The following is a 16,422-nucleotide window of genomic DNA, read 5'->3' on the forward strand; positions in this document are numbered from 1 at the left end:
CCTACGACCTGGGTCCTAGACGGGCCGCGGAAGCCCGAGCACGGTCCGATGTCCGCGGCGCGGTCCGGCGGTTGACTGCCCCTATGATCACGATCGATGGCGTCACCAAGATCCGCGGGCGCACCCGGATCCTGCACGAGGTGAGTTTCACCGCCCGGCCCGGCCGGGTCACCGGATTCCTCGGCCCGAACGGGGCCGGCAAGACCTCCACCCTGCGGGTGCTTCTCGGCCTGGATCGCCCACAGGCCGGCACCGCCCTGATCGACGGCCGCCGGTACGCCGACCACGACCGCCCGCTCACCGTGGCCGGAGCGCTGCTCGACGGCAGCGGGGCCCACCGGTCCCGGTCGGCGCGGGCCCACCTGCGCTGGGTCGCCGCCAGCAACGGCCTGCCCCGGGCGCGGGTGGAGGAGGTGCTCGACCTGGTGGGACTGAGCGCCGACGCCGGCAAGCGGGCCGGGCGGTTCTCGCTCGGGATGGGCCGCCGCCTCGGGCTGGCCACGGCGCTGCTCGGCGATCCGCCGGTGCTGATCCTGGACGAGCCGGTGAACGGCCTGGACCCGGCCGGGATCCGGTGGATGCGCACGTTCCTGCGGGACAGCGCCGCGACGGGCCGGACCGTGCTGCTGTCCAGTCACCTGATGGGCGAACTCGCCGAGACCGCCGACGACGTGGTGATCATCGACCGCGGGCGGGTGGTCGCGGCCGGGACGCTGGCCGAGGTGGTCGGCGAGCACGCGACGCTGGAGGACGCGTTCCTGGACCGCACCGCGAGCGAGGGGGTGTCGTGGTGAGCCTCGTCCGCGCCGAACTGCGCAAGCTCCTCGGGCTGCGTACCGCTTGGGTGGGCATGGTGGCGGGTCTGGTGGCCGCGCCGGCGCTGGTGTTCGTCAACGCGCCGGCGACCCGGCGCGCGCTCGCGGACGGCACCTGGGGCGACCCGTCCGACCTCGGGTTCCAGAGCCTGGGGATCGGCCTGCTCGGCGCGATGATCCTCGGGGTGGTGGCGGTGAGCAGCGAGTACACCTCGACCGGGGAGGACTCGCCGGACGGGCGGCAGCTCATCACCACGCTCACCGCGGCGCCCCGGCGGCACCGGCTGCTGGCCGCGAAGGGCGCGGCGCTGACGCTGGTGGTGGCGGTGCAGGGCACGCTGACGGCGGTGGCGACCCTGGGCCTGGTCGAGATGGTGCACGGCGCGGCCATCCCGTCGCCCGCGCCGGCCCGGGTGGCCGGCGCGGTCCTCTACTGGGTGCTGCTGGGCCTGCTCGCCTACGCCATCACGCTGATCTTCCGGAACGGCGTCGTGACGCTGACCGTCCTGATCGTGAACAGCTCGATGGTGTCGGTGTCGTATCTGCTGACGAAGGTGACGCCGCTGGCCGCCTATCTGCCGGACATCGTAGGAGCGCACATGTTCCTGCGCGATGTCGGCGACGTCAGGATCGCCCCGGTGACCGCCGGCCTGGTGATGACCGCATGGGTGGCCGCTCTGCTCGGCCTGGCCGCCTGGCTCTTCCAACGGCGCGACGCGTGACCGGGCCGCGACGCGTGGCCGGCGCCGTCCATGCCGAGGCGATCAAGCTGATCACCCTGCCGTCGCTGGCCCTGACCGTGGCGCTGACCTGGGCGCTGACCGCTCTGCTGGGCCTGACCGGCCGGCCCGGCGGGGTGCTGGTCTACACCCAGGTGGGCTTCCTGGTGCTGGGCGTGCTGGCGGCGACCCACGAGTACCAGGGCGGCGGCCAGATCCGGGCCAGCCTACTGGCCGTCCCCCGGCGGCCGCTGCTGGCCGTGGCGAAGATCGTCGCCCTGGCCGGCATCGCCGCCCCGTTCGCCCTGGTCGCGGCGGTGCTGGCGGGGCGGCCGGGGGCCACCGGCGGTCTCCTGCTCGACCTGGTTCTGGCCGCGGGAGTGGGAATGCTGGTGAAGCACTCGGTGGGAGCCACGGGGCTGGTGCTCACGGCGTACGAAATCGTGTCGCCCCTGGTCCGCACGCACCTGCCGGAAGTCGCCCGGCTGCCGTCGTCGGCATGGACCGCCGCCGTCCTCCTGGTCGCGATCGCGATCTTCGCTCGCCGGGAGGCGTGAGGCCCGCGGGCGCTTGACGGCCCGTTGTTGAATGCCGCATGGCGCGGGGGCGCCTCCATTGTGCACGTGCCGTTCACGGGTGACCTCCGCGCTGGACACCTCAAGGAGAAGCAGCGATGGTAGAGCGCCCCCCTCTCGCGGAGATCCGTGAGCGTACGTACAAGCGACGGGATGCCTGGTGGACGGTGTGGCTGGTCGATCCGCTCGCGTCCCGGCTGGTACGGCTCGTGGCGCCGTGGAGCTGGGCCACCCCGAACCGGTTGTCACTCGCCGCGTTCGCGATCGGCCTGGGCGCGGCGGCCTGTTTCTGGCAGGGCGACTACGCCTGGCTGCTGGCCGGCGCGCTGCTGTTCCACCTGGGTTTCGTGCTCGACTGCATGGACGGCAAGATCGCCCGCCTGAACGGGACGGGCTCCGTGTTCGGCTCCTGGCTCGACTACGTCTTCGACCGCCTGCGGGTGGTGACGTGCGCGATCGCGATGTTCGGCGGGCAGTGGCAGCGGACCGGGGAGACCTATTTCCTCTGGCTGGCCACGTTCGTGGTCTTCCTGGACATGTTCCGCTACCTGAACGCGCTCCAGATGCAGAAGGTCAAGGAGACCATGAAGGGCCGCCTGCTGGAGGCCGCCGGGATCAGCGTCGCGGCGTACGCGGCGAGCAAGGACGACGTGGTGGGCGCGCCGGAGGAGTCCCCGGTCGACGTGCACGGTGACTTCCGGTCGCGGTTCGGCGCGTTCCTGCGGCTGCGGCACTTCCTGCAGGGCCAGCGGATCCGCCCGCACCTGTTCAGCGGCATCGAGTTCATGATGTTCGTCTTCATCATCGGCCCGGTGGCCGGCCAGATCGAGGTGGTCACGGTGGCGTCCGGGCTGCTGCTGCTCGCGTTCGAGGCGCTGCTGATCTACAAGCTCTGGACCACCACACAGACCTTCCAGAGGCGGCTCGCCGCCCTTGGTGCCTCCCAGGCCCCGGCGGTCGCCTGACCGCGGCGCAGCACACGGCGGCCGTCCCCCCGGCGGGCGCCGGCGGACCGCGCCCCGGGCAGCTGATCCGCACCGGGACCACCTCGGGAGCGCCGAGACGGGCAGCGTCGGCCGTCTCGTCGTCCTGCTGCTCCTGGGAGGCGCGTTCGGCTTCGACGCGCAGGCGGTAGTTCTCGATCTCCCGCTCACGCTGTGAGGGGGTCCAGCCGAGGACCCGGCCCATCAGTTCGGCGGCGTGCGGGGCGGCCACGACACCCCGGTCGAAGGTCTCGATGGAGATCCGGGTCCGCCTGGTCAGCACGTCCACCAGGTGGCGGGCGCCCTCGGCCGCGGCCGCGTAGACGAACTCGGCCCGCAGGTAGTCGTCGGCGCCCTCGATCGGCCGGCCCAGGTCCGGGTCCTCGCGGATCAGGTCCAGGACCTCGTGGATCAGCGAGCCGTACCGGCCGAGCAGGTGCTCGACCCGGGCCACGTGCAGGCCCGACTCGGCGGCCAGGATGCCCCGGCGGTTCCACAGCGCCGCGTACCCGTCGGCGCCCAGCAGCGGAGTCCGGTCGGTGACCGACTTCGGCGCCGCCCGGGCCAGGTTGTAGACGCAGGCGTCGATCGCGTCCCGGGCCATCACCCGGTACGTCGTGTACTTGCCCCCGGCCACCACCACCAGCCCCGGGACCGGGCTGCCCACCGTATGCTCCCGGGACAGCTTCGACGTCGACTCCGACTCGCCGCTCAGCAACGGCCGGAGCCCGGCGTAGACACCCTGCACGTCGGCCCGTTCCAGCGGTGTCGCCAGCACCTTGTTAACCTCGGTGAGCAGGTAGTCGATGTCCTTCGCGGACGCGGCCGGGTGCGCCTTGTCCAGCGACCAGTCGGTGTCGGTGGTGCCGACGATCCAGTGCCGGCCCCACGGGATGACGAACAGCACGCTGCTCGCGGTCCGCAGGATCAGCCCGGTCGACGACTGGATCCGGTCGCGCGGCACGACCAGGTGGATGCCCTTGGACGCGCGGACGTGGAACTGGCCACGCTCGCCGACCAGGGACTGGGTGTCGTCGGTCCACACACCGCTCGCGTTGACCACCTGCTGGGCGCGGATCTCGAACGTCCGGTCGTGTTCGAGGTCGTGCACCCGTACCCCGGTGACTCTCTCGCCCTCCCGGAGGAAGCCGGTGACCTCCAGCCGGGAGGCGACGTGGGCGCCGTAGGCCGCCGCGGTCCGTGCCAGGAACATGGTGTGCCGGGCGTCGTCGACCTGCGCGTCGTAGTACTGCAACGCGCCGACCAGCGAATCCCTGCGCAGCGCCGGGCAGGCGCGCAGCGCGCCGCGCCGGGTCAGGTGGCGGTGCCGGGGCAGCCCGCCGGACAGGGCCATCGTGTCGTAGAGGGTGACCCCGGCGCCGGCGTAGAGCCGCTCCCAGGCGCGGTGTTTGAGCGGGTAGAGGAACCGGACCGGCCGGGCCAGGTGCGGCGCGAGCCGCTGCAGGATCAGTCCGCGCTCCCGCAGCGCCTCGCGCACCAGCCCGAAGTCCAGCATCTCCAGATATCGCAGCCCGCCGTGGATGAGCTTGCTGGACCGGCTGGACGTGCCGGAGGCGAGGTCGCGCGCCTCGACGAGGCCCACGGAGAGTCCCCGTGTCACCGCGTCGAGCGCGCAACCCGCCCCCACCACTCCCCCACCGATCACCAGCACGTCCAGCTCGCGCCCCGCGAGAGCGGCGAGGGCGGCGTCCCGGTAGGAAGGAGACAAGGCAGTCATGTCAGTCCACGTCCACCCAGTCGAGGGTCCGCTGCACCGCCTTCTTCCACTTCCCGAAGCCCTGCTCGCGCTGCTCGTGCGACCAGCTGGGCTGCCAGCGCTGCGACTCGTTCCAGTTCTCCCGCAGTTCGTCGGTGTTCTTCCAGAATCCGACCGCCAGCCCGGCGGCGTAGGCGGCGCCCAGCGCGGTGGTCTCGGCCACGACCGGGCGGCTGACCGGCACCCCGAGCACGTCGGCCTGGATCTGCATGCAGAGGTTGTTGACGGTGATGCCACCGTCGACCTTGAGCACGTCCAGGGTCACGCCGGAGTCCTGCGCCATCGCGTCGACCACGTCGCGGGTCTGGTAGCAGATCGACTCCAGGGTGGCCCGGGCGATGTGCGCGCCCGTGTTGAACCGGGACAGCCCGACGATCGCGCCGCGCGCGTCGGACCGCCAGTACGGCGCGAACAGGCCGGAGAACGCCGGCACGAAGTAGACGCCACCGTTGTCCGGCACCTGCGCCGCCAGCGATTCGCTCTCCGCCGCCGAGTTGATGATGTGGAGCTGGTCGCGCAGCCACTGCACGGCGGAGCCGGTGACCGCGATCGAGCCCTCCAGGGCGTAGACCGGGGCGGCGTCGCCGAACTTGTAACAGACCGTGGTGAGCAGGCCGTTCTCCGAGCGCACCAGTTTCGTGCCGGTGTTGAGCAGCATGAAGTTGCCCGTGCCGTAGGTGTTCTTGGCCTCGCCGGGGCTGAAGCAGACCTGGCCGACGGTGGCGGCCTGCTGGTCGCCGAGGTCGCCGGTGAGCGGCACGTCCCCGCCGAGCGGGCCGTCGATGTGCGCGACGCCGTAACCGTTCGGGTCCGACGACGGCCGGATCTCGGGCAGCATCCGCCGGGGGATGCCGAAGAACGACAGCAGTTCGTCGTCCCAGTCGAGGGTCTCCAGGTTCATCAGCATGGTGCGGCTGGCGTTGGTCACGTCGGTGACGTGGCTGCCGCCCTTCACCCCGCCGGTGATGTTCCACAGCAGCCAGCTGTCGGTGTTGCCGAAGAGGGCGTCACCGCGCTCGGCCGCCTCCCGCACCCCGTCGACGTTCTCCAGAATCCACTGGATCTTGCCGCCGGAGAAGTAGGTGGCCGGCGGCAGCCCGGCCTTGCGGCGGATCGTCTGACCGCGCTCGTCCCGGTCCAGCGCGGAGGCGATCCGGTCGGTACGGGTGTCCTGCCAGACGATCGCGTTGTAATAGGGCCGCCCGGTCCGCCGGTCCCACACCACCGTGGTCTCGCGCTGGTTGGTGATACCGACCGCGGCCAGGTCGCTCGCCGAGAGGTTGGCCTTCTGCATCGCGGTCCGCACCACGGCGACCGTGCGCTCCCAGATCTCGATCGGGTTGTGCTCCACCCAGCCGGCCCGCGGCAGGATCTGCTCGTGTTCGAGCTGGTGCCGCCCCACCTCGTTGCCACCATGGTCGAAGATCATGAAACGGGTGCTGGTGGTGCCCTGATCCACGGCGCCGACGAAGTCAGCCACGGCGAACCTCCACATTCTCGTCAGTCTGGTTTCCATCACGCGGGGTCGGGATCTCGCCCGGTTCCTGGGGCGCGTCCGACGGCAGGAAACGTCCGATCAGAGTCTGGTACAGCCCAGCCCCGACGACGCCACCGATGATCGGCCCCACGATCGGGATCCAGAAGTAGAGATACCCTGTCTGATCGCGGAACGCGCCCCCATAGCCGGTCAGGAAGCTGGCGAGTCGCGGCCCGAAGTCGCGGGCCGGGTTGATCGCGTAACCGGCGTTGGTGCCCCAGGCCATACCGATCGCCACCACGAGCAGGCCGATCACGACCGGGCCGAGGTTGGCCGCCGGCGCGGTGTTCGCCATGTCGGTCAGCGCCAGGATGACGAAGAGCAGGATCGCCGTACCGATGATCTGGTCCCGGAACGCGCCCCACTCGCCCACCGGAAGCGTCCCGTTGCCCGGCAGCGTCGAGAAGACGCCCTGCGTCTTGATCGTGAGGCCGGGGTCGGCGGCGTTGAGCACCTCGGTGTAGTTCCAGCGCACGAGCAGTGCGGCGACGAACGCGCCGAGGAACTGGGCGATCGAGTACGGGGCCACCTTCCGCCAGGAGAAGCCCTTGAAGACGGCGAGCGCGATGGTCACCGCCGGGTTGAGATGCGCGCCGCTGACCCGCGCCGCGACGTAGACGCCGAGTGTCACGCCCAGGCCCCACGCCCAGGCGATGCTGTCGTGGTCGCCGATGCCGGCGGCGGAGACCTGCGCCACCACTCCCACGCCGAAGAGGATGAGGATCATCGTGCCGGCGAACTCCGCCGCGAGCTCACCGATGAGTCCTGGAGTCTTGAATCGGGTAGCCATGCTCCCTCCAATCGATGTCCCGAAGCTAGAAGCGGGCTCGGCACGGGGCAACGAACGTCGGTCGGCATTGTCGAACATCAATCACGGCGGGTCGTCTCGCGGTGGCATAGAGTCCGAAACATGCCGGGAACAGTGCAGGCGATCGAACGAGCGGCCGCGATCCTGCGGACCCTCGCCGGCGGCCCGGGCCGGCTCGGTCTCAGCGAGATCGCCCGCACGCTCGACCTGGCGAAAGGCACCACCCACGGCATCCTGCGCACCCTCCAGCTGGTCGGCTTCGTCGAGCAGGACCGGGTGTCCGGGCAGTACCAGCTCGGCGGGGCCCTGCTGCACCTGGGCAGCAGCTATCTGGACATCAACGAGCTGCGCTCCCGCTCGATCAACTGGGCCGACCCGCTCGCCGCACGCAGCGGCGAGGCGGTCCGGATCGGCACCTGCCTCTCCGGTCAGGTGCTGGTGGTGCACCACGTCTTCCGGCCGGACGACACGTTCCAGACCCTCGACGTTGGCGCCCTGCTGCCCCTGCACGCGACCGCCCTCGGCAAGGTGCTGCTCGCCTACCGGGCCGGCGGGCCGGTGCCGGACCTGGAACCGTTCACCCGGCTCACCCTCACCGATCCGCGGGCGCTCACCGGCGCCCTGGAGGCGGTGCGGGACGCCGGCTGGGCGTACGAGGTGGAGGAGTTCCTTCTCGGGCAGGCCGCGGTGGCCGCGCCGATCCGCAGTTACGGCGGCCTGGTGGTCGGAGCGATCGGCATCTCCGGCCCGGTCGACCGGATCTGCGACAGCCGCTACCGGCCGCGTCCGGCGCTGGTGACCTACGTCCGCGACGCCGCACGCGCGATCTCGCGGGATCTGGGGGCAGGCCGATGACCGAGAAGTACGTCGTCGCGATCGACCAAGGCACCACCTCCACCCGGTGCATCGTGTTCGACCGCCGGGGCCAGCTCGTCTCGCTCGCCCAGCAGGAGCACAAGCAGTACTTCCCGAGACCCGGCTGGGTCGAGCACGACGCCACGGAGATCTGGCGCAATGTGGAACGGCTCGCTCCCCGGGTGCTGAGCCGGGCCGGGATCGGACTCGACCAGGTGGCCGCGCTGGGCATCACCAACCAGCGGGAGACCACCGTCATCTGGGACCGCGTCACCGGCGTCCCGGTCGGCCGGGCGATCATCTGGCAGGACACCCGGACCGACGCGCTGGTGCACTCGCTCGCGGCCGGAACCGGCGCCTCGGAGGTCTCCGCGATATCCGGCCTGCCGTTCTCCACCTACTTCTCCGGGCCGCGCCTGCGCTGGATGCTCGACCACACGCCCGGCCTGCGGGAGCGGGCCGAACGCGGCGAGGTCATCTGCGGAACCATGGAGACCTGGCTGATCTGGAACCTCACCGGCCGGGCCCAGCACGTCACCGACGTGACCAACGCCAGCCGCACCATGCTCCTCGACGTGCGCACCCTCGACTGGTCACCGACGGCCCTCGACTTCTTCGGGATACCCCACGCGATGCTGCCGTCGGTCCAGCCGTCGATCGGCGGCTTCGGCACCGCCCGCGAGGCCTTCCCCGGGGTACGGATCGGCGCCGCGCTCGGCGACCAGCAGGCGGCCCTGTTCGGCCAGACCTGCTTCACCCCGGGCGAGGCCAAGTGCACCTACGGCACCGGCAGTTTCCTGCTCCTCAACACCGGCGCCGAGCTGGTCCGGTCCGAGCACGGGCTGCTCACCACGGTCGCCTACCAGATCGCCGGGGAGCCCGCGGCGTACGCCCTGGAAGGCTCCATCGCCATCACCGGGTCGCTGGTCCAGTGGTTCCGCGACCAGCTCGAACTCATCTCCACCGCACCCGAGATCGAGACGCTGGCCCGGACCGTCGCCGACAACGGCGGCTGCTACATCGTGCCCGCCTTCTCCGGCCTCTACGCCCCGCACTGGCGCAGCGAGGCCCGCGGCGTGATCGTCGGGCTCACCTCCTACATCACCAAAGGCCACCTGGCCCGGGCGGTGCTGGAGGCGACCGCCTGGCAGACCCGTGAGGTGGTGGACGCGATGAACACCGACTCGGGTCTCACCATGACGACCCTCAAGGCCGACGGCGGGATGACCGCCGACAACCTGCTCATGCAGATGATCGCCGACGTGCTGGACGTGCCGGTGGTCCGGCCGCTCGCGGTGGAGACGGTGTCGCTGGGCGCGGCGTACGCGGCCGGCCTGGCCGTCGGTTACTGGCCCGACCTGGACGGTCTGCGCCGCAACTGGCACATCGCCGGCCAGTGGATACCCGCCATGGAACCCGCGGCCCGCGAACGCGAGTACGCGAACTGGCGGCGCGCCGTGACCCGCACCCTCGACTGGATTCAGCCGCCCGGTTGACCCGGTGAGCCGCCGACCGGCTCAGCGAGCCGGGACCAGGCGCGGGTCGGCCTTGCGGAAGCCCTGGCAGTGACCGCAGACCATGTAGTAGCTGCTCGGCTTGACCGGGAACAGCGGCACGAAGAACAGCGTGAACTTCGTGGTCCTCCTCAGCAACTGCTGGGGCGCCTGCCACCCGCAGATCTCACAGTTCATCACCGGCGCGCCCACCAGCTGATCCTTGCTTCGCAACCCGAACAGAAAGAACACCGGACTTCTCCCTCCACCGACCCTGGCCTCGAGGGTTTCACCCCCGCGCCATCCTCTTACCCACCGCGGCCGCCGTTGCGCGAAACTCCGGAGTATTCCGGTGATCATGACGACGTGCCGAGCGTCACGGTTTCCGGGGGCGTGGAATCGACCCGCTCGGATGGAGGTTCGCGATGACATGACGACGATCGGACTCATCGGCAGCGGGAACATCGGCAGCACCGTCGCGCGGCTGGCCGTGGCGGCCGGGCATGACGTGGTGCTCAGCAACTCCCGTGGGCCGCAGACACTGCAGGAACTGGTCGCCGGGCTGGGCCCGCGAGCCCGCGCGGCGACGCCCGCCGAGGCGGCCGCGGCCGGCGACATCGTGGTGGTGACCGTGCCGCTGCGGGCCTACCAGGACATCCCCGTCGCGCCGCTGGCCGGCAAGGTGGTCGTCGACACCAATAACTACTACCCGGACCGTGACGGCGTCTTCCCTGAGCTGGAGGACGGCTCCACCACCACCGGTGAGCTGCTCCAGAAGCACCTCGCCGAGTCTCACGTGGTGAAGGGCTTCAACAACATCTGGTTCGAGCACCTGCGGTCGCTGGCCCGCCCGGCCGGCAGCGCCGACCGGTCGGCGCTGCCGATCTCCGGAGACGACGCGGCGGCCAAGCGGGCGGTCACCGAGTTCCTGGACTCCATCGGGTACGACACGGTCGACGTCGGGCCGCTGGCCGAGAACCGGCGCACCCAGCGCGACACGCCGGTCTACGTCAACGCCTACGGCGCCTACGGCGACCCGGTGGGCTCGCCGGCGAGCGCGGAGTCCGTCCGGAAGCTGGTCGCCGCGGCCGGCTGACCGGAAGGAGGCCGGCGGACCCGGAATGGGGGGGAGTTTCTTCCGATGCCGGTGGCCGGTCGCGCTCGGTAGCGTCGTAACGGCGTTCCGAGCGGCGGGAGGACTCGTGCAGGACCCTGAGCTGGACCTCACCGTCACCGTGGAGCGGACCGGCCCGGGCGAGGCGCTGGTCCGAATCACCGGTGAGCTGGACATCCGGACCTCCTCGCCGATGCTGCGGCCACTGGGCGTGCTGATCGGCGAGCCCGGCTTCGAACTGATGCGACTGGACCTGACCGGGGTCGGCTTCTGCGATCACGCCGGGCTGCGTGCGCTGCACGCGCTGGGCATGGCCGCCGGCCCCGGCCGGGTCCGGATCGTCGCCGCGCACCCGTCGGTCGACACGATCCTGCGGCTCTGCGGGATCAGCACGTTCCTGGGCTACAACGCGGGGGCGGCGACCTGTCCCGGCTGAGCAGCCGACCCCGGGCGGGCGCGTCGGGATCACGCCACGAGGGGGCCATGATCCCGGAGGAGTTCCGCAGAGCGCGCTAGTCGGCCTTGAGGATCGCCCACACCATCTTCCCGGTACGGGTCGGCAGGGCGCCCCACCCGTGCACGGCGGCCTCGACGATGCGCAGGCCGTACCCGCGTTCGGTGAGCAGACTCGCCACCTCGGGCCGGATGTCCGGCAGTCGCGGGTCCTCGTCCATCACCGCCAGGTGCAGCTCGGTTCCCCCGTTGCGGCGGGAGATCAGTACGTCGATCGGGGTGCCGGCGTGTTCGGCCGCGTTCACCACCAGTTCGGAGACCACCAGGCGGGCCCGGGGCACGAGCCGGCCCAGCCCCCACTCCTCGCAGGCGGCGGTCACCATGAACCGGGCCCGGGCGGCGGCGGCCGTGTCCGGCGGCAGTTGCAGGCGGACCCGGTCCATCCGCGGGCGGCTGCTGGTGAGGAAGGACCGGGCCAGCGAGACGGTCGGGAAGGCGGGCACCAGCCGGCGAGCGGTCACGCTGTCGAGGCGGGCGGAGAGGTCGGTGCGGTGGTCCGGCAGGCATGCCGCGACCCGGACGGCCGGTTCCATCCGTTCCCCGTGGGTGGCGGCGGTGAGCCACAGCGGCGCGCTGATTCCGCCGGGGTCGTGCAGGCCGCGCAGGTCGAGCAGCAGGCCGGCCGGGTGGTGGGCCACGGATTTCTTGAGCAGGCCGATGGTGTGCTGCCAGAGCGGGCGGCCCCAGGAGCCGCTCACAGTGAACTCGACGAGCCAGGACTCGTCGTCGATTACCGCGGTGACTGCTGGGCCGGGCATGCCCTCTATACGCCTCGCCGTGATCTCGCGCCTCGCCGTGATTTTCCGAGTGCTTCCAGAAACGTATAACCGGCGATGGACCCCTGACAATCACCGGCAGGGGTGGCCACCCCGTTGCCGGACGGGATGGCCACGACTGACCTGCGGAGCCGAGGGTCAGTACCCCCCGGGGATCAGTGCGCCCCGAACGTGTCGTGCGTGATGTAGGTGCCGGACGGCGGAGTCACCGTGGTGCGGTTGGCGCCCGGCTCCCAGGTGACCGTCCCGTCCGGATCCTTCTTCAGGTACTTGAACTCGACGGCCGTGTTCGGCGGCAGGGTCACACCGCCCGACCACACCGGATAGCCGGCGGCGCCGAGGGCGACGGCCCGCGCCGGGTCCCAGGCGCCCAGTTCGGGCAGGTTGCCGGCGACGAACACGTTCTGGCCGAACCAGGTCTCGGCGGTGACGTTGAAGGTCGCCGCGATCCGGTTCGCGGGGCCGGACCGGAAGGTCACGCCCAGCCCTTCGGTCACCGCGGCGGCATCGACCGAGTAGGCGAGTCCGGCCGTTCCCGCCGCGTTCTCCAGACCGATGGTGGCGCCGAGGCCGGGCGCCCGATCTCCGGACAGATCCTGGTATCGGTAGGTGACGGTGCCGTCGGAGTGCAGGATCGCACTGATCGAGATCCGTCCGCCGTACCCGAAGAACCGCACGTTGCGCCACTCCACCACGAAGGTGTCCGCGCCGGCCGAGGTCCAGACGCCGGCCTCCTCGTCGACGACCAGGTCGTCCCAGAAGGCGTAGAACGCGTCGTTGGGTTCCGCGCTGTTCGGCAGGGCCGTGTTCTGGTAGGCACTGGTCGGGCTCGCGAAACCGATCACCCCGTTGGTGCTGATCCAGGCGCGGTCGCGGGCGACGCCGTAGAGCGGCACCGCGAACGGCAGCGTCACCTCGGTGTGCGCGTCGTCGCCGCTGAGCGCCAGCCGCTCGGTTCCGGCACGGTAGGCCTCGGTCGCGGGGGCGCAGGCGTACCCGTACCCGTCCGTGATCTGCCGCAACGCGAGGTCGAGGGTGACGTCACGGCTGACGGTGAGTGAGCGGGTCTCGGCGGCGAAGCAGCCGCCGAGCGGGCGTGCGGTGAGCTCGTAGGCGCCGGTCGGCGCCGCCAGCCGGAAACGGCCGTCCGCACCGGTGGTGACCGACACCGGGGTTCCGGTCAGCGCCACCGTCACTCCCGGCAACGCCGCGCCCGCGCCGGTGACCTGGCCGGTGATGATCCCGGAGTTGCTGGCCGTCAATGCCGCGTCGAGCACGGCGCCGGCGCCCGCGGTGACGGTCACGTCGGTCTCGAACGTGTCGTAACCGAAGGCGGCCACCCGGACCCGGTAGGCGCCGGCCGGCAGGCGGGCGAAGCGGTAGGCGCCGTCGGCGGCGGTGGTCACCGTCCGCGACGCGGCTCCGGTCACCGACACGGCCACCCCACCGAGGGGCACACCATCCGCGCGCACCGTTCCGGTGAGGCTTCCGGCCGGGCTCACCGCCGACTGCACGGCGGCGTACGCGTCCAGCCGACCCTGCCCGAACACGTTGTTGTCGTCTGCCGTCCCGCCGCAGCTGGTGTCGGACGTGTCGATCGCCGTCGCGTCCAGGATCTCCCTGGTGGCGGTGATGTCCCGGCGCAGCGAGGGCGCCGCGGACCAGATCAGCGCCACGGCCGCCGCGGTGTGCGGGGAGGCCATCGAGGTGCCGCTGAAGGAGGCGTACCCGCCCGGGATGCTGGACCGCACGTCCACGCCCGGCGCCGTGATGTCCGGCTTGACGCCGCCGGCCTGCCCGGTGCCGCGGCTGGAGAACGGGGCGATCACGTCGTTGACGTCGGTCGCGCCGGACGCGTAGGTGTCGGTGTACGACCCCGGCGTGCCCGAGGTGTTGCAGCCGGGGCCGGCGTTGCCGTTGGAGAACGCCGGGAAGATGCCCGCCGCCACCCAGGACCGGACCACGTCGGAGTACCACGGGTCGAAGCCGGGCGCGCCGCCCCACGAGTTGTTCACGATGTCCGGCGCCAGCTCCGGCCGCGGGTTCTGTCCGTTGCGGTCGGTCGGCGCGACGATCCACTGCCCGGCCGCGAGCAGCGCCTCCACCGAGCAGGAGTTGGACTCGCAGCCCTTCGCCGCGATCCAGGTGGCGCCCGGCGCGACGCCGATGCCCTCGGCGCCGGCCATGGTGCCCATGGTGTGCGTGCCGTGGCCGTTGTTGTCGCACGGGTTCGCGTCGGCGCAGATCCGCGCCGGGTCGAACCAGTGGTAGTCGTGCGAGACGCTGCCGTCCGCCTGCCGCCCGCGGTAGTTCGCGGCCAGCGCCGGGTGGTCGAACTGCACACCGGTGTCGATATTGGCGATCACGATGCCCTGGCCTCGGCTGCCGCGTTCGTTCCACAGCCGGGGCGCGCCGATCCGGTCCACGTTCCACTCGACGGCGTCGACGGCGGCCCGCACCGCGCCGGCCGCCGGCGCCGGCAGGGTGACCGGGGTGTCCGGCAGCACCGCCTTGACCTCGGGCCGTTTCGCCACCTCGGCGAGCAGCTTCGCGTCACCGGTCACTTTGATCGTGTCGGCGATCCAGAACGTCGTGAAGTCGGCCTTGCGGCTGGTCAGAAGTTTGCGCAAGCCCTGCTGGCTGCGGGAGGCGCTGTCTCGCGCGGCCTGATGAACCGCCTTGGCGCGGGCCTTGCCCTTCGCCTTCGCCGCCGGGGCGAGGTCGGTCTCGCCGCGCAGCAGCACCCAGAAGGAGGCTTCGCGCCCGCCTTCCACGGCCGCGGTCACCGCGTCGTCGATCTTCGGGTCGCCAGTGGGCTCGGCCGCCACCGCGGGCGCGCTCAGCAGAGTGGACAGTGCGAGTGCGAGGGCCGTCAGGGCGGCTGATCCGCGCCGCCTGAGTCCGCTCGGGTCCTGCCTCATGGGGGTCTTCCTCCGGTCGTTCCACGGTTCGGGTTGCTCGGGTCACTCCGCCGCGACGGAGTTCACCTCGACAGCTCTGGCGAGGACATGGGCCGGCCGGACCACGGAACTGAACGCTATTTATCTCCTTCTCTTTGTGCAAGTTCTTGCAGATCTTTCATATGTTTCAGGGGCGTGACAATATCGGCGATCCGTACCGGGCTCCGCAGGTGGAAAGCCTGAAGGGGGCGAATGTCCCGAGTGCGTAAAGCGCGCCCAGACGCGAATGGCGAACATCCCGGCCGTCGATTCAGGCCGGGACCGCGCACCCAATATTTCGGCAAGAAGTTGTGAATGTTTCAGGAGCTTGCACGCTCACTTGGCGGCGCTGGTGAACCGGGCGACGGTGCGCTGCTTGAAGGCGAAACCCTGTTTGGCGGCGTCCCGCAGATGGGCGACCAGCGGTGACCGCGACCGTCGCGCCCACGGCACCGCGACCTCGGTGGTGCCGTACTTGGTCTTGTAGGCGTTGCCGCCGACGAAGTCGAACTCGGTGACGCCGCGCTCCCGGGCCCATCGCAGGGCGTGCCAGATGAGCGTCTCGTTGGGGCGCAGGTGCTGGTGCTCGCGGTAACTCGCGCCGCCCCAGAAGTACATCGTGCGGTGGTACCAGGGCAGGACCGCGGTGGCGATGCCGCGCCCCTCGGCGTCACGGGCGCGCAGCAGGAGGAGATTGCCGGCCGGGCCGATGTGACGGATCAACGACCGAACCCTTTCCACTGAATAGGTGGGTACCAGATTCTGTTTGGCGAATACGTCCCGCAATTGATCGTAGAATTCGTCGGCGAATGCGGGACCGGGGGTCACCTCCTCGACGGTGACCCCCGACTTCGCGGCCTTCCGGATGTTCCGGCGGCACGCGCTCGCCATCGCGCCGAAGAGCGCGTCCTCGGGCGGATTCAGATCGATCACGGCGGTCGGGGCGTCGTCCCAGCGCAGTCCCAGCCCGGTCAGATCGGCGGGCACCAGGCCACGGTCGCGGATCTCCAGGTGAGCGGCGCCGGCCTCGCCGAAGGCGAACGGGATCAGGGCTTCCAGCGCGGCGCGGCGGGACACCCCGGGCCGCAGATTGAAGCCGACGTACGAGGTGGTCCACCCGGCCATCGGGCTGCCCAGGATGCGCATACCGAACCGCCTGGTCAGCAGACCCGTGAAGTGGCCGACCACCTGACCCGAGTCGGTGACCGTGGCGAGCAGCGGCTCGGCGTTCTGACACTCGGCGACGAAGTTCAGCCACTCGGGAGTGTGAAAGATCAGTCGATCCGGGTAGGTGGCCCGGTCCGCCCGGAGGGCGGCGTCCGGTTCCACCCGGTGCAGTCGCAGCATGAGGGGTCCCCGATCGAATTGTGGCCCGGCGGGCACGATGATGCTCAACCCTAAGCGCATTCCGCAAGGAGCCGATCGGGCTATTCTTAATTGACGCGAATAATACTCGCGTTCCTTATGACAATTGCTACTGCCACACCCGTCACGCATTTGCAAAGGTTGGTGTGAGCC

14 protein-coding genes and 1 pseudogene are annotated in these 16,422 nt (G+C 70.9%); 8 read left to right on the forward strand and 7 right to left on the reverse strand.

What is annotated here, in order from left to right; all coding sequences use genetic code 11:
- Positions 1 to 83: 83 nt before the first annotated feature.
- From QLQ12_RS01460 to QLQ12_RS46850, 4 genes and pseudogenes are all read left to right on the forward strand, one after another.
- Positions 84 to 794 (forward strand): ABC transporter ATP-binding protein, encoded by a 711-nt coding sequence (locus QLQ12_RS01460; protein WP_282756591.1) that lies wholly within the window; start codon positions 84 to 86, stop codon positions 792 to 794.
- Positions 791 to 1,537: a hypothetical protein gene (locus QLQ12_RS01465; RefSeq protein ID WP_282756593.1), complete on the forward strand. Its 747-nt coding sequence runs from the start codon at positions 791 to 793 to the stop codon at positions 1,535 to 1,537. The genes QLQ12_RS01460 and QLQ12_RS01465 overlap by 4 nt, the downstream gene beginning before the upstream one ends.
- Positions 1,534 to 2,091 (forward strand): hypothetical protein, encoded by a 558-nt coding sequence (locus QLQ12_RS01470; protein ID WP_282756595.1) that lies wholly within the window; start codon positions 1,534 to 1,536, stop codon positions 2,089 to 2,091. The genes QLQ12_RS01465 and QLQ12_RS01470 overlap by 4 nt, the downstream gene beginning before the upstream one ends.
- 116 nt (positions 2,092 to 2,207) lie before the next feature.
- A pseudogene (locus QLQ12_RS46850) lies at positions 2,208 to 2,651 on the forward strand (CDP-alcohol phosphatidyltransferase family protein); the annotation flags it as partial.
- 292 nt (positions 2,652 to 2,943) lie between these two features.
- On the opposite strand, the gene QLQ12_RS01480 reads toward QLQ12_RS46850, so the two are convergent.
- From QLQ12_RS01480 to QLQ12_RS01490, 3 genes are read right to left on the reverse strand one after another with little or no spacing between them, the layout of a single operon-like run.
- Positions 2,944 to 4,830 (reverse strand): glycerol-3-phosphate dehydrogenase/oxidase, encoded by a 1,887-nt coding sequence (locus QLQ12_RS01480; RefSeq protein WP_282756597.1) that lies wholly within the window; start codon positions 4,828 to 4,830, stop codon positions 2,944 to 2,946.
- 1 nt (position 4,831) lies between these two features.
- Positions 4,832 to 6,349, reverse strand: coding sequence for a glycerol kinase GlpK (gene glpK / locus QLQ12_RS01485; protein ID WP_282756599.1), 1,518 nt, complete (start codon positions 6,347 to 6,349; stop codon positions 4,832 to 4,834).
- Complete coding sequence (locus QLQ12_RS01490; RefSeq protein WP_282756601.1) at positions 6,342 to 7,196, reverse strand: MIP/aquaporin family protein; 855 nt, start codon at positions 7,194 to 7,196, stop codon at positions 6,342 to 6,344. The genes glpK (QLQ12_RS01485) and QLQ12_RS01490 overlap by 8 nt, the downstream gene beginning before the upstream one ends.
- Positions 7,197 to 7,316: 120 nt before the next feature.
- Here QLQ12_RS01490 and QLQ12_RS01495 point away from each other — a divergent pair, with 120 nt between their 5' ends.
- Entirely contained in the window at positions 7,317 to 8,069 is a 753-nt protein-coding gene (locus tag QLQ12_RS01495) for an IclR family transcriptional regulator (RefSeq protein ID WP_282756603.1), read from the forward strand.
- Positions 8,066 to 9,565 (forward strand): glycerol kinase GlpK, encoded by a 1,500-nt coding sequence (gene glpK / locus QLQ12_RS01500; RefSeq protein ID WP_282756605.1) that lies wholly within the window; start codon positions 8,066 to 8,068, stop codon positions 9,563 to 9,565. Before QLQ12_RS01495 ends, glpK (QLQ12_RS01500) begins: the two co-directional genes overlap by 4 nt.
- A gap of 21 nt (positions 9,566 to 9,586) precedes the next feature.
- Here the strand turns inward: glpK (QLQ12_RS01500) and QLQ12_RS01505 are convergent, their stop codons facing one another.
- Entirely contained in the window at positions 9,587 to 9,814 is a 228-nt protein-coding gene (locus QLQ12_RS01505) for a zinc ribbon domain-containing protein (protein WP_282756607.1), read from the reverse strand.
- A gap of 100 nt (positions 9,815 to 9,914) precedes the next feature.
- Here QLQ12_RS01505 and QLQ12_RS01510 point away from each other — a divergent pair, with 100 nt between their 5' ends.
- Both QLQ12_RS01510 and QLQ12_RS01515 read left to right on the forward strand, forming a co-directional pair.
- The gene (locus QLQ12_RS01510; protein ID WP_282756609.1) at positions 9,915 to 10,658 is read left to right on the forward strand and encodes an NADPH-dependent F420 reductase; all 744 of its coding nucleotides are present in this window, start codon (positions 9,915 to 9,917) and stop codon (positions 10,656 to 10,658) included.
- A 106-nt stretch (positions 10,659 to 10,764) separates the two neighbouring features.
- Entirely contained in the window at positions 10,765 to 11,112 is a 348-nt protein-coding gene (locus QLQ12_RS01515) for an STAS domain-containing protein (protein ID WP_282756611.1), read from the forward strand.
- A gap of 76 nt (positions 11,113 to 11,188) precedes the next feature.
- Here QLQ12_RS01515 and QLQ12_RS01520 read toward each other — a convergent pair whose 3' ends face one another.
- From QLQ12_RS01520 to QLQ12_RS01530, 3 genes are all read right to left on the reverse strand, one after another.
- A complete protein-coding gene (locus QLQ12_RS01520; protein WP_282756613.1) occupies positions 11,189 to 11,947 on the reverse strand; it encodes an ATP-binding protein in 759 nt (252 codons plus the stop codon).
- A gap of 173 nt (positions 11,948 to 12,120) precedes the next feature.
- The gene (locus QLQ12_RS01525) at positions 12,121 to 14,886 is read right to left on the reverse strand and encodes a S8 family serine peptidase (protein WP_282756615.1); all 2,766 of its coding nucleotides are present in this window, start codon (positions 14,884 to 14,886) and stop codon (positions 12,121 to 12,123) included.
- Positions 14,887 to 15,240: 354 nt separating this feature from the next.
- Entirely contained in the window at positions 15,241 to 16,251 is a 1,011-nt protein-coding gene (locus QLQ12_RS01530) for a lipid II:glycine glycyltransferase FemX (protein ID WP_282756617.1), read from the reverse strand.
- Positions 16,252 to 16,422: the final 171 nt, after the last annotated feature.

This window comes from Actinoplanes sandaracinus (assembly GCF_030009775.1).
In the GTDB taxonomy this organism is placed as follows: Bacteria; Actinomycetota; Actinomycetes; order Mycobacteriales; family Micromonosporaceae; genus Actinoplanes; species Actinoplanes sandaracinus.

Excerpts from the sequence above, each read along its gene's own strand:
- QLQ12_RS01525 (WP_282756615.1), bottom strand. The coding sequence starts at position 14,886 with ATGAGGCAGGACCCGAGCGGACTCAGGCGGCGCGGATCAGCCGCCCTG.
- glpK (WP_282756605.1), top strand. The coding sequence starts at position 8,066 with ATGACCGAGAAGTACGTCGTCGCGATCGACCAAGGCACCACCTCCACC.
- QLQ12_RS01480 (WP_282756597.1), bottom strand. The coding sequence starts at position 4,830 with ATGACTGCCTTGTCTCCTTCCTACCGGGACGCCGCCCTCGCCGCTCTC.
- QLQ12_RS01520 (WP_282756613.1), bottom strand. The coding sequence starts at position 11,947 with ATGCCCGGCCCAGCAGTCACCGCGGTAATCGACGACGAGTCCTGGCTC.
- QLQ12_RS01490 (WP_282756601.1), bottom strand. The coding sequence starts at position 7,196 with ATGGCTACCCGATTCAAGACTCCAGGACTCATCGGTGAGCTCGCGGCG.
- QLQ12_RS01460 (WP_282756591.1), top strand. The coding sequence starts at position 84 with ATGATCACGATCGATGGCGTCACCAAGATCCGCGGGCGCACCCGGATC.
- QLQ12_RS01495 (WP_282756603.1), top strand. The coding sequence starts at position 7,317 with ATGCCGGGAACAGTGCAGGCGATCGAACGAGCGGCCGCGATCCTGCGG.
- QLQ12_RS01530 (WP_282756617.1), bottom strand. The coding sequence starts at position 16,251 with ATGCTGCGACTGCACCGGGTGGAACCGGACGCCGCCCTCCGGGCGGAC.